This is a genomic window from Streptococcus sp. 10F2, from assembly GCF_054331515.2.
The window spans coordinates 16029-29796 of sequence record NZ_JBTGGE020000024.1 but is presented as its reverse complement, the minus strand read 5'-3'; the positions used below and the strand labels follow the sequence as shown (position 1 = coordinate 29796).

10 protein-coding genes are annotated in these 13768 nt (G+C 43.0%); all 10 read right to left on the bottom strand.

From position 1 onward, the window contains the following. Positions 1-236: 236 nt before the first annotated feature. The gene (locus ACXM1Q_RS05430) at positions 237-869 is read right to left on the bottom strand and encodes a hypothetical protein (RefSeq protein WP_458516883.1); all 633 of its coding nucleotides are present in this window, start codon (positions 867-869) and stop codon (positions 237-239) included. A 117-nt stretch (positions 870-986) separates the two neighbouring features. Beyond that, complete coding sequence (locus ACXM1Q_RS05425) at positions 987-2759, bottom strand: glycerophosphoryl diester phosphodiesterase membrane domain-containing protein (RefSeq protein ID WP_458516881.1); 1773 nt, start codon at positions 2757-2759, stop codon at positions 987-989. A 57-nt stretch (positions 2760-2816) separates the two neighbouring features. Continuing rightward, complete coding sequence (gene ezrA, locus ACXM1Q_RS05420; protein ID WP_458516879.1) at positions 2817-4544, bottom strand: septation ring formation regulator EzrA; 1728 nt, start codon at positions 4542-4544, stop codon at positions 2817-2819. 91 nt (positions 4545-4635) lie between these two features. Continuing rightward, complete coding sequence (gene gyrB, locus ACXM1Q_RS05415; protein ID WP_458516877.1) at positions 4636-6585, bottom strand: DNA topoisomerase (ATP-hydrolyzing) subunit B; 1950 nt, start codon at positions 6583-6585, stop codon at positions 4636-4638. After that, positions 6578-7159, bottom strand: coding sequence for an HAD-IA family hydrolase (locus ACXM1Q_RS05410; RefSeq protein ID WP_458516875.1), 582 nt, complete (start codon positions 7157-7159; stop codon positions 6578-6580). The genes gyrB and ACXM1Q_RS05410 overlap by 8 nt, the downstream gene beginning before the upstream one ends. Before the next feature lie 85 nt (positions 7160-7244). Further along, positions 7245-7790, bottom strand: a complete 546-nt coding sequence (locus tag ACXM1Q_RS05405; protein WP_458516873.1) for a DJ-1 family glyoxalase III — start codon at positions 7788-7790, stop codon at positions 7245-7247. Positions 7791-7801: 11 nt separating this feature from the next. After that, positions 7802-9034 (bottom strand): FtsW/RodA/SpoVE family cell cycle protein, encoded by a 1233-nt coding sequence (locus tag ACXM1Q_RS05400; protein ID WP_458516871.1) that lies wholly within the window; start codon positions 9032-9034, stop codon positions 7802-7804. A 5-nt stretch (positions 9035-9039) separates the two neighbouring features. Then, on the bottom strand, positions 9040-11490 hold the full coding sequence (locus ACXM1Q_RS05395) for a helicase C-terminal domain-containing protein (protein WP_458516869.1): 2451 nt from the start codon (positions 11488-11490) through the stop codon (positions 9040-9042). A 120-nt stretch (positions 11491-11610) separates the two neighbouring features. Then, a protein-coding gene (prfB, locus tag ACXM1Q_RS05390) for a peptide chain release factor 2 (RefSeq protein WP_135037018.1) occupies positions 11611-12706 on the bottom strand; the annotation gives its coding sequence in 2 pieces (ribosomal slippage) (positions 11611-12633 and positions 12635-12706; 1095 coding nt in all). 32 nt (positions 12707-12738) lie between these two features. Then, positions 12739-13767, bottom strand: coding sequence for an adenosine deaminase (gene add / locus ACXM1Q_RS05385; RefSeq protein ID WP_458516867.1), 1029 nt, complete (start codon positions 13765-13767; stop codon positions 12739-12741). Position 13768: the final 1 nt, after the last annotated feature.

Genomic DNA, 13768 nt, shown 5'->3' with positions numbered 1-13768 from the left:
TATCCCTTCCTCTCCCCGCTACCTCACGATAGTCAGGCTTGGGAGTCGCTATTGGGTTCACCGGTAGCAGGTGCCCACAGAGGACTTACACCTCAGATGTACGACATGCCCGTCGTACTAGAAAACAGCTTAGAATTACGTCGTTAAAAACGTTGATTCTAAGCTGTTTTATCTATTCAAACTTCAAGCGAAGCCAGAAATTATTCGTTTCTGTCCAGCCTCTTTAATGATTTCTATTATGGTTTCATCTGTGACTCAAGCATGGCTAAGAGTCGTTCCCGATCTAGCTTGAGATATACGATGGCTTGACCATTATGGATTTCAATATTTTCTAAAGCATATCCCTCAGCAGGCAGTGTAATTGGCAAAGTCAAATCATCTCTTCTAAAATCGGGAGAAATAGCATCCTTATCCAAAACCATACGCAATAAAAATTTTGGCAAGGGAATTTTCCCCAATTTGGCAGAGTCAATGACGGCTTCTAACTGACCTTCCTTGGTCACCAAAGTCATATTCAACTCCAATTGGCTGGTCAGGGGATCAAATAGAACTAGAGGTTGGCGAACTTGAAGATTGGATTGTTCAAAGCTAATGGCAGAATCTGCTAAATCTGACTTTTGTTCCTCCGAAAGATTCTCATTCAAAATGGATTTCAAGGTATTGTTCGAAACCACCATTTGTGAAGTCAATCCATCACCAGTAGAGGTTAAATTGGAAATCGCTTGCTGAATCAAGGTCACAAAATTCGTTTTATCTTCCCAAGTTCCAAACCGCTCTTGATCTGTCACAGGTTTACTCGGAAGCAAAAGATACCAAGTAATTCCTAGAAGTACCGCCAAGACACTCAAAAATTTAAGAAACCCTTTCATATTCTACCTCTCTTTCTACATTTACTATGCCCCTATTATACCATGCTCACAACAGGCTAGACTAAAAAAGAGGTCGGAAACAGAGCACACTCTGTTCCGACCTCCTAAACGAACTAACTATACCTGAATATCCTCAATAATCCGTAACAAGCGTTCCCAATAATTGCTTTGCTGAGAGAGCTCTCCCTTGTAAGCCTGCACTTTATCTGGGAAATCGGTAATCATTCCATCTAATGGAGTTTGAAGATAACGAACCATCTCTGTATCTTCATTAATAGTCCAAATATAAAGAGGCTTCTTCGCTTCTTTAGCTTCCTCGACTAATTGATCGGAATAAGAGAATTCCTCAACCGCTAAGAAATCCACCTGATCCATCTGCAAATCACCAAAATTAAAAGGAATAACGTAGCCTGTCTCGATTTGTGGCTCCTTATCTTCTAGTTCTCGCATTACCTGGTGTTTTAAAGACATCACTGGGTAAGTGTGTTCTGGATCCAAACGATTTAATTCCTCTAAAACAAGATCTACATAATTCTCAGGTTCCGATCCATGAGGTTTCAACTCAACCAATAGCCTAATATTATTTTCCTTAGCTACTTGGACAAATTCTTCAAACGAAGGCAACTTTGCCTGATGACCATCTTGCGTTAAAGGAAGACCAACTACCTCATCATAGGTCATATCGGCAACTTTTTTATCCAATCCTGCTAAACGGTTTAAATTATAATCGTGCATGACCACTAATTTATGATCCTTGGTCATCAAAACATCCATTTCAACGAGGTCTGCTCCTGCTTCTTTGGAGGCTTTAATTCCTTCCAAGGAATTCTCCACAGCCTTTTTCACAAAACCACGATGCGCAATAGTTAATTGCTCCTTATTTAAAACCTGATTCACTAATTGCAAACCACTGGCTGCCATAAACAAAAGGAAAGCTAGAACCATGCCTAGATAAAGTAAGAGGCGTTTCTCAGAAGCCTGCCCTTTATGAGCTACCAAATCCTTGGCAACGCGATTTTGGTGAATGATTTCCCAAAGAAGAAAGGTCATGAGAGAAATTTTACTCAAAAACGTAAAGCCATAAAGGATCCACTCAATAATGGTTAAAAAGAAACTCTGAATAACCAAGGATTGACCATTCGGATCAAAGACAGTCGAACTCCATACCGTCAGCAACACAATCAAAATGGCTAAGAGTGCAATCAGTGTCTCCGTTACAATCCAAGCTCCTAGGAGATGAGATTTTCCAGTCCGAGTTAATTCCCAAGACTCCCGGATGGCTTGGCGAATAGAAATTTGCTCCAAAGAAATCAGCGAGAGGGTAAAGATAATCCGCACATTAATATAGATTACCAGTAAAAAGAGAATTGGCAACAACAAACTTCCCCAAGTTGATTTGGTTAATTCTCCCGTAATAAAGGCTGGTATATAAAGCTTACTTGTCAGCGATGGACCAAAACCCAAATTTGCTACTGGTATCAGAGAGATTAAATAGAGGAGAAAGACTAGTAAATCTAACCATCTTTGCTTACTAAAGCTTATCCAAGTATTCTGAAAAATATCACGCCATGAAAAATATTGCTGTTGATAAGCTCCATAGACAATCAGAGATAAAGCCGTCATTTCAAAAAAGATTAAGCCAGCAGTCACCACTAAAAAGAACAGCAAAGCGATTAAACTCACTGGATTTAGCAGGATACTCATTAAATTATCGAGGCGTAAGCTCTCCTGATCCGCTGAAAAAAGAATAAAGCGGAACGAAAATTCTAGCAGATAGGCTCCAATAGTACCAATTAAAATCTGTAAAATTCCAATACGAATAAAATAAGTCCATAGATCCGATCCAAGGCCTTTTAAGACCTTACCGACATCTGTAAAAATTTTTTTCATACATTCTCCCCTAAGAAAAAGGCTGGAACACCGTGGCTCCAGTCTTTTATCGTCCTATTAAAATAAAATTTTCTCACGTGTTTTTTCGTAAGATTTCACAAAACGTTCCGTCACCCCAGGCTCCACTGTCTCAAGGGCATCAGAGATACGTTGGAAAGAAGCTTGATAGTCGAACTCCTCTTCAAAAATATGAAGAGATTCTTGGAAAGCTGCTTGAACCGTCTCGTCAAAGGAACGGTAACGGTTGGAATATTGAAGGAGTTGCTCTGTCAAGGTAGCATTCCCTACAATAGTATAAGTCTCTGCTTCCAACTCAGCCATATCTTGGTTAAGAATCTCCAAGAGACGATTTACAGACTCTACATCCACGCGCTCTTGATCCAATTCATTGAGAAGATCTTCTGCATTATGGCTAGCCGTAAAGAACAGACTCAAAAAAGATTGTGGAATGCCTGGCAATTTACGTTTTTCCATATACCGCTTAATCGTGTGCAACTTGTTAACAGCAATGCTCACTTTTTGACGAGCAGCACTGTCATCTTTTTCAATTTGCGCCAAGCTATCGCCCAATTCCATTTGCACATCTTCGATTTTTTCCAAACGTGCACGGCTGTCTTCCAATTCCTCTAAAACTTGCGAGAACGGAATTTCATCCGCATGTTGGCTTTCATCAACTCGACTCATAACCAATTTTTCCATCGCAATCAATTCACTTTGAAGCTCATGAATTTGACGGATACCAGATTCTTTAACAATGTAATTCACAGAAAGACGTTCTGCTTCATCCACAAGATTCTGGTTATTACTTTGTGTATGGCGAAGATAGTTCGGCAAGCTTTGAATCAGCTTGTCCACTTCCTTCTTGGCATCCATCTCTTTGGTAAAGATAGCATATAGGCCATCAATGTCTTCTTGGATAAGCTCATTTTCAAGCTTAGTGCTATCCAATTCTAAAGCCTTCAGGTTGGCTCCATTTTTTTGCAAGCGAGAATGCAATTGTTGGAAACGTGCTTCGATATCTGTTTCTTGGAAATGGTAATCCTCTTCCAACAGTTTCCGATAACCTGTCTCCAAATCATCTAATTGGTCTGGTAATTTACTTTCCAGTTGTTCCACAACTTCTGGAACACCTTCAACAATTTGTGATAAAGCTATGATGTAATTCTCAGTTTTATCCAATACTTCAGCAGCCTCCACAGGGTCACCAGAGGAATTGAGCTTCACAAAGCGACTGAATTCAGCCTCAATATGCTCCATTTGAGTGCGAATTTCTGGCAGTGCTTGCCCATACTGAACGTCATTCTTCTCCACATTTTCTTGCAGTTTTTCAAACAAGTCCAAGGCATGGAGTACGCGTCCACTATTTTCAGCCTCTTGTTGTTCCAATTCTAAAACTGCCTGACGGATAGCCTGAACATCTTCAGATACCAAATTCAATTGACTCTCAACACTTCCAATCGTTTGCTTGGTTTTAATGAAACGGAAAGAATTGTTATAAGCCTCAGCCTCGAACAAATCTGTTTCAATGGCTGCAAAAGAATTAAGAGAAATATCCATCCATTTTTGGTGCCATTCCCGGAAATTTATTTGACTCTGACCAATCAAGTGCATGCTCTTGACACGATCCATATCCTCATTGACTGGTAAGTTGAACAGCTCCGTTTTTCTTTCTTCTAATTGCGTCAGAAGGGTATCATTCCTCTTCCGCAGTAAAATAGCCACAATATAGGCCACGATTAATAATACAACGATTACAATGACCAGTATAATCAACCCACTAGACATCCCATACTCCTTACATTTAATACTTGTAAACAAACAAACTTGATTATACCACAGTTTGCCTTGAAAATCCTAGAAATCATGACGAAATTCTTTAGATATCCAAAGTTGAATAAACTGCATTCGCTTCAATAAACTCTCTTCTAGGTTCAACCCGGTCCCCCATCAGCATATCAAAGACCCGATCGGCCTCAGCTGCATCATCAACAGAAACACGAGCCATTAAACGGTGGTCTGGATTCATGGTTGTCTCCCACAATTGGTGGTCATCCATTTCTCCCAATCCCTTATAGCGCTGAACACTTGGTTTGGAACGCCCAGAACTGTAGCGTTCTAAAGCTTCTTTCAATTCTTGTTCTTGGTTCGATCCAGGCTGGATATATTCCTTGATTTCACTGCCCACTTTAACCCCATAAATCGGAGGTTGAGCAATATAGACATAGCCTGCCTCTAAGACCGGTCTCATATAGCGATAAATCAAGGTTAGGAGCAAGGTTCGAATGTGAGCACCATCAACATCCGCATCGGTCATAATCACCAATTTATGGTAGCGAGCTTTGGCTACATCAAAATCATCTGCAAAGCCAGTTCCCATAGCTGTAAAGAGAGAGCGAATTTCTTCATTGGCTAGAATCTTATCCATACTAGCTTTCTCTACATTGAGGATTTTTCCACGAATTGGCAAAATCGCCTGAAACTCCCGATTCCGACCAGATTTAGCAGAACCTCCAGCAGAATCCCCCTCCACGATAAAGAGTTCTGTTTGTGCTGGATCATTAGACGAACAATCTGCTAGCTTCCCTGGCAAATTCGAAATCTCCAAACCAGATTTTTTCCGAGTCACTTCACGCGCCCGTTTCGCTGCAATCCGTGCCTTGGAAGCTAGAATCCCTTTCTCCACAATCCGCTTAGCAATCTGCGGATTCTCCAAGAGGAAAGTCGTAAAGGCTTCTGAGAACAAGCGATTAGTGATTTTCACCACTTCACTATTCCCTAATTTCGTCTTCGTCTGTCCTTCAAATTGCGGATTAGGGTGTTTAACCGAAATAACGGCCGTCAATCCTTCCCGAACATCATCACCGGTTAGGTTCTCATCCTTTTCCTTGAGGATCTTATTCTTCTTAGCATAATCATTAATCACCCGCGTTAAGGCTGTCCGGAAGCCCTGCTCGTGAGTTCCCCCTTCATGCGTATGAATATTATTGGCAAAACTCATAAGAGTAGAATGGAAGCCACCGGTATACTGCATAGCCACTTCTACTGTTATTCCATCAAGCTCCCCCTCCGTATAAATGGGATCATCAAACAGCAGTTCCTTGTTCTCATTGATGTATTCAACATAGCTCGCAATCCCACCATCGTAATGATAGTCCTTCCGCTGCTCCATCCCCTCTCGCTTATCTTCTAGCGATATGGACAAGCCACGATTCAAGAAAGCCAATTCTTGGATCCGTTTATTGAGTTTGTCAAAATCATAAACAGTTGTTTCAGTAAAAATCTCTGGGTCTGGAGTAAAATGGACCGTTGTCCCAGTTCGAACGGTCTGGTCAATCACTTTCAAATCAGCAACAACAGCTCCACGTTGATATTCCTGATAATAGACTTGACCATTCTTATAAACCTTCACATCTAACTGAGTAGACAAGGCGTTAACTACAGAGGAACCTACACCGTGAAGACCACCAGAAACCTTGTAACCACCACCGCCAAATTTACCTCCAGCATGGAGAACCGTAAAGACAGTCTCAACTGCGGGACGACCTGTTTTTTCTTGAATATCAACAGGAATTCCCCGACCATCATCAATAACCGTAATCGAATTATCCGGTTCAATCATGACTTGCACATGTTTTGCAAAACCAGCCAAGGCTTCATCGATAGAATTATCGACAATCTCCCAAACCAAGTGATGCAAACCCTCCTTAGAGGTCGAGCCGATATACATTCCTGGACGCATCCGTACCGCTTCCAGTCCCTCTAAGACCTGAATCTGACTGGCATCATACTCCTGGGCATTTTTCTTTTTATCTTTGGCGTCAACCATCTGACTCCTCCACTCTTTTTATAAACTCCGCTAACTGGGAGGCACTATCAAATAGATAGGTGGCCATCCCGGCATTTTGGCCTGCAATCATATCCATTGGGCGATCCCCAATCACCAAACATTTCTCCAAATCATACTTATCTTTCAAATATAGAAACGCCTCTGGACTAGGCTTGCGAGCAAACCCCTGATTGGAAGTAACGATTTCTGTAAAATAGGACAATATGCCTGTTGCTTTTAAAATTTCTATAACTTGTTGATCTCGGTGTGAGACTAGAAAATGACGAGCTCCCGCCACCTGAAGATCCTCCAATAACTGGGGGATACCTGAAAACAATACAGGCTGGGCAAGTTCTTTGGATTCTTCCAAGCGGTATTTCCGACGAAAATCAGGAATACCTGCCGCATAGCGTAAAATCGCCACATCTGTGGCTTCCTTTAAACTGGCATAGATTTCCTCTAAATCGGCAGTACGCCCTTCTTGTTCAAGGGTTCGTAAAAATGCTTGGCTAGAAGAAACATAATTGTCCAATAAAGTCCCTCCTAAATCCCAAATAAAACTCTGAAATTTCATTCCCTAATTATACCATATTTTAGAAGAGGCAGCTAGCCCAAAAAAGCCCTAGAATAGCATTCTAGGGCTTTTTAAATCCTCATCTTTATTCAAATAAATCGGTGTAAAGCATCGCTTTGCGTAAGCTCTGACTATCTCCCCCCAAAACGTCTACTAAGGCATACGAGAATGCTAAGGCAGAGGCTGGACCACGACTGGTGATCACACGTCCATCCTGGACAACCGTTTCCTTCTTGTAGTGACCCGCTTGAATCTCCTTCTCAAAGCCATCATAACTGGTATAAGATCGATTATCCAACAATCCAGCTTTTTCTAAAGCGATAGGAGCTGCACAGATAGCTGCAACAAAATTTCCCTGAGCCTCCGTTTGTGCAATCCAATTCCGAAGTTCCTCATGGTCCCGAAGATTCTTGGCTCCAGGCATTCCCCCTGGTAAGACAACCAAGTCAAAAAGAGGAAGATCTGGGGTCCAGACCTGATCCATTTGCACTGTAATACCATGAGAGCCTGTCATTTGGGCTTGAAGCCCAACCATTTGGCAGTCAAATTCTGCCCGACGTAAAACATCTACAACTGTCAGTGCTTCGATTTCCTCGAAACCGTCTGCAAAGAGTACAGCAATTTTTTTCATATAAGTCTCCTTTATAGGGTTTGTCGTAAGACAACCTTTCTTCTTTTTGGCCGGACACGGCCTTCTTCTTCATCCCGCAAATGATTTTGATAGGCAATCGACAAAATAAGTCCAATTCCAATCAAATTGGAAATGATGGAAGAACCTCCCTGAGAAATAAACGGAAGGGGAATCCCAGTCAAGGGTAAAATGCCCGTTACAGCTCCAATATTTTCAAAAATATGAAACAAGAGCATGAGGATATAACCTGTTGAAATATAGGTGTAGAAAGGACTACGTGAATGAACAGTAATCCGAACCATACGTCCAATCAGTAGGAAGTAAAGTAGGAGCAGAACCAAACCGCCAATCAAACCAAAGTCCTCGGCAATCACTGTAAAAATCATATCACTCTCACGGACTGGAATTTGCAGATTGGAAACATTATACCCCTGTCCCGTCAAGCCACCAACCCCAATAGCAATCTGCCCTTGGGCTTGCTGGAAGGTTGTTGTCTGGGCAAAGTCAAAAGGATTGAGCCAAGCCAAGATCCGGTTAATCTGGTAAGTCGGCATCCCCAATTGATGAAGAAAGGCACGCCCTTCCTCCTGTGATAAGAGAGCCACAAATCCTCCCGCTAATACCGTAAAGAAAGCTAACACAGGGACAATAATTTTCCATGTAACATTCGCAATCAAAACCATACCAGAAAAAATGGCTAAATAGACCATCGCTGTCCCTAAATCATGTTGCAATCCTAGCAGTAGCAGGACTGGAAGAGTGGCTAAGGTCAGGGCCCCGATAATTTTCAAGTCAAACCCAAGATTTCTCTCCTCCCCAAGTTGACGCTTATGGAGCCAATCTATGATTTGGGCTAACATCAGAATGTATGGAATCTTCATAAATTCTGACGGCTGAAAGAGGGTCATTCCATTAATGGACACCCAGTTCTTAGCACCAGTTGAGGCCACCAAATCTGGACTGTAGTAAATCAAGGGAAGAACCATTAACCCAAGGCCTAAAGTATAGAGGAAAGGGGTCATCTTCCACAGAAAGGACTGGGAGAAAAACATAGTAATAAAACCAACAAGCAACCCCAGTAAAATCCAAGCCCCCTGCTGTAACAACATAGTCCAAGCCACTTGGGGATAATCATGACTAAGAGCCACATATAGAGCTGCTAAACCGATAGCTAATAAGGAAAAAACATAAAGTAAGATACCGTAATCAATACGAGCATCTATTTTTAAGGGTTCTCTAAACATGGACCTCAACTTTCTTCATAACGTTCAAAAAAATTAGCAATTTCATAGGGAATTAGGTCTTGAGGACGAATCAAGAATTCCCCACCTTTACGGATTTCTTCCTGTAAAATAGAACCGTAATCCTTCCTGGCTAGGCGCCCATCTAAAATAAGGACAGCCGACACTTGGTTCTCCCGTCGTCGCAAACGTCCCATCATCTGTTGAAGGCGTTGCCCCGCCAAAGGAAGCAGGAAATCATCAAAAGGGTTAAGCCCCTCTACCTCTAACGTTCGAGACAACTTATCCACCAGAATGTTTTTCGGATTCGCAAAAGGAAGACGGACAACAACTTGAATCGCTTGGTCCAACCCTTTCAAGTCGACTCCCTCCCAGAAAGAGCCTAGAGCCAACAATACTTGGTGATCTCCTCGCTCAAAACGCTTGCGCAAGACCTGATTATCCTGTCCTTCTACCTGAGTTAAACAAGGAACAGACAGATTTGCCGCAACCCGATTTAAGAGATCACGGGAGGAAAATACCACCATAATAGGATGTCCCATAGGATAGAGTCTCTCAATCCAAGTTCCTACAAAATCGGCATAGGCCGAAAAATTCATAAGACTCACATCCGGGAATTCCGAGCTAGTCAGAACAAGCTGCCTTCCCAACTTAGAACCAGGAAAGGAAGCAACATCAACCTGATCAATTCCTGCCAACTGAAGCAAGTTCTGTGCCAATGATGCATCCAAACTTGCCGAGATTAGGTAGCTGTGCCGACAAGCTACTATCCCTGGACCCAGCTGAAAGTAGTCCCCTCCAACCGCAACCAGTTCCTCTTGAGATTTTCGTCCACGCAAATAGAAGGTGACTCCCTCTTCAAAGAAAAAGCGGAAACAATCCGGCATCCGGTCCAATCCAAGGTTAAGGATAAGTCCTTGAATTTTTTCCAAACTTCCCTTATCCAATTCCGAGTAATGGTTCCCCGCCTGCTGCACCTTCCAAATCTCCAACTCAACTTGGAGCTCCTGCAAAAATTTCAAACGTTTCCGTTCTTTTTCAGTTGCCGTAACTTCCTCTAGCTTTTGTTCCAATTCCAAATAGGAAATTTTCAGAGCATTGGCTTCTTCCAAGCCTCGCAAAAGAGACTGTGCTTCATCAAGGACCAGATAGGTATCTGAAAATAAAGCAGGATAAGACTCCATTAAATGGGGCAAAAAGGCATGGTTCGTCACCACAATGGGACAAGTAGCCAGTTGTTCTTCCAAACGACGCCAAAAATCCAAGGTTGGAAATAGACTACGGTCTCTAAGTTTCCCAGAATGGCGTAAATCTTTTAAGATATGTTCCAAACGATAAGCTTGGCCAATCTCATCCAAATCACCCGTTTCAGTCTCTGCCAACCACACCAAAACCTGCATCAGAAAACGACCAATAGATCGCTTCGTCCAATCTGCTTTTTTCAAGTAGGTATAAAGGGCGTCCAGACTCACAAAATTCCGAGGACTCTTAACACCAAGAACTTCAAGACCAAATGTTTGGGATAGAACCTCTCCCTCCTGCTCTAAAAGTTGCTGCATCAGGATTTTAGTGGGCACAGACACAAGCAAGCGTCCACCCTGATTCAAATCTTGAATCAAGGTCAAAAGATAAGCCCAGGTTTTCCCACTGCCCACCTCTGCTTGAAGGACCGAGACTCCTTTTTGATCTTTCGTGTTATCAATATGGCTTGCAAAAGCTACTTGAACAGGACGAGCCTCTAAGCCAAGTCTCAAGAAGTTTTCCTGCCAAGTTCCTAAAGATGCCTCTCCAACAACAGGCCGTTTGGGCTTTCTTAAGTAGAGCCCATGCTCCAACAGGATAGCAGAATCACTGCTCTCCTCCATCTGCCCCAAACAGTCTTGAAAAATGAGGCCTGTTTCATACAATAAAGCATCTGATTTTTTCCACAGTTGCTCTACCAAGCCTTTAGGAAGTCCCTGAATTCGCTCCATCAAGACCAGTAGCAATTCTGCCGTTGCCTGGGCATCTGCTAAAGCAGTGTGGGCATTCTCTAAAGGAATCTCAAACTCCTGACACAAACTACCCAGAGAATAATTTTGAAGACGAGGAAAACAAACCTGAGCTAATTCTACCGTGTCCACACGCGGAGTCCGCAACTCATAGCCCTCCCAAAACAAAGACTCCGCCAAAAGATTCGCATCAAAGGTCACATTGTGGGCTACAAAAACAGCATCTTCCAATAAATCATAAATGACTCCCGCCACCTGGCTAAACAGTGGGGCCTGCATCAATTGTTGGTCTGTAATCCCTGTCAACTCAATGATGTGTTGATCCAAGGCTTCCTGTGGGTTTACATCCGTCTGATAGCTTTGTATAATTTCACCATTCTCTAAGAGAACAATCCCCACCTGAATAATCTTGGCCTGATTACCTGGATTGGTGGCTTCAATATCCACAATGGCATACTTCTGATTCATCCTTTTCATAGTGTCTAAATTATAACACATGAAAGACTATCAACCTATCTAAAAAAGAGGAATCTGTGACTCGAAATTTTTAACATTTCCCGACTCACACATTCCTCATATGCTATTCAATTACTGGATTCTCCATTTGAGATAGGCGTCCATAAAGCCATTCAAATCCCCGTCCATGACCTTATCCACCTGGGCCACTTCATAGCCTGTACGGTGATCTTTCACCATGGTGTAAGGAGTAAAGACATAGGAGCGGATTTGACTCCCCCAGGTAATTTCTTTTTTATCACCTTTAAGGGCATCAACTTCAGCTGCCTTTTTCTCTTGTTCAAGTTGATAGAGTTTTGCTTGTAATAATTTCATAGCCCGATCTCGGTTCCCGTATTGGGTCCGATCTACTGTGGACTGGGTCACAATCCCGGTTGGGATGTGGGTCAATCGAACCCCGGTCGATACTTTATTGACGTTTTGTCCACCAGCTCCTCCTGAACGGAAGGTGTCCATTTTAACTTCATCATCACGAATCTCTACCTCAATGGTATCGTCTAACTCTGGCATTACTTCGACAGATGTAAAGGAGGTATGGCGACGCTTGGCAGAATCAAAAGGCGAAATCCGAACAAGGCGGTGAACCCCCATCTCTGATTTAAGCAAGCCGTAAGCATTCGGGCCTTCAAAAGAGAGGGTAACACTCTTAATCCCGGCTTCATCTCCAGCTTGGTAATCCAAGGTCTCAACTTTAAAACCATTGGCATTCCCGAAACGGGTATACATGCGCAGTAACATATCACCCCAATCCTGAGCCTCAGTTCCACCCGAACCTGGATGAATTTCCAAAATCGCATTGTTATGGTCATAAGGCTCAGATAGGAGCAAGGTCATTTCATACTGGGTCATCCGTTGCTCTAAATCTTCCAATTTCTCCAGTAGCTCCTCCTGAAGACTCTCATCCTCACTTAGCCATTCAAAGAGCAATTCGGACTCGTCCGCCAACTCCTCCATTTGATGGAAATTGTCATAGGTTTGCTTACGCTCATTCAATTCTTGAGACACCTTCTGCGCCGCCTGATTATCATTCCAAAAATCAGGATGGGTCATCTGGTGCTCCAATTGTGCAATTTCTTCCTCTAAAGCCTCTAAGTCAAAGAGACCCCCTAAAAGATGTTATTTTTTCACGATTGGCAGCCAAGCGCTGCCGAATTTCTGCATTATCCATTCTGCATCCTCCTCAAGATTCTTCACCCTATTTTAACGTAAAGAAGCCTTTAGGTCAAAGGCCTGATAGGCCTGATCCAACTCACTCAGTAAGGCTAGCTTATCCGCTTCCGGCAAAAAGGCTGCCTGGGCACTATCACGGGTAATCTGATACACATCCCCCACTGTCAAGGAGCCTACTTGGGCATCCAAAATACCAAACTCTTGAGTCAAGCTGCTAGAGGACACCGTCCGATTATCCGTATTAATACTGACGGCTAGTCCAGTTTCCCGAAACACAGCAAATGGATAGGTTTCCCAAGAGACAGAGGCTCCTGTCTGCAAGTTAGAAATCGGGCACATTTCAAGCAAGATTCCCTCCGATTTCAAGGCTTCTGCTTGGGATAGATCCTTAATTAAGGCAATTCCATGCCCAATGCGACGTGCTCCATAATCCACTGCCCAAAGGACATTATCCAGATTTCCTGTTTCCCCTGCATGAGCTGTAAAGGGAATACCTGCTGCCCTCGCTTCTAGAAATAAGTCCTGAAAAAGGGGCATCGGATACTTACTCTCATCTCCTGCTACGTCAAGGGCTACCACACCTTGCCCTAGATATTTCTCAGCTAAACCGAGTACTTGACGATTAACTGCCTCAGACCGTCCCCGCATCATACAAAGAATTAAACCTAGACGGATGGGATAAACTGCCTGCGCTAGCCTAACTCCCTCAATAGCTGCTTGCACTACTTGCTCCATGGTAAAAGTCGGTGTTTGAATGAAATCCGGTGAAAAACGAATTTCCAAATACCGAACACCCTCCGCCGCAGCCTGCTTGGCTACACTAAGCACCGCAATGATCATCGCTCGCTCAGAAGCCAAGACCTTGGTGGTCACAGGAAAACACCGCAAATACTCGGTTAAATTCAAACAGTTGGCTGGCGCTACCGCCTCCTTTAGAAGCTCCTCCTCCTTTTTATTGAGACCTTCCGATTGGTAAAGACGGCTTAGAGCATAAAGGTCAACAGAGCCATCTAAATGGCAATGTAGCTCCACTTTGGGCAGATTTAATAGGGTTTCCATG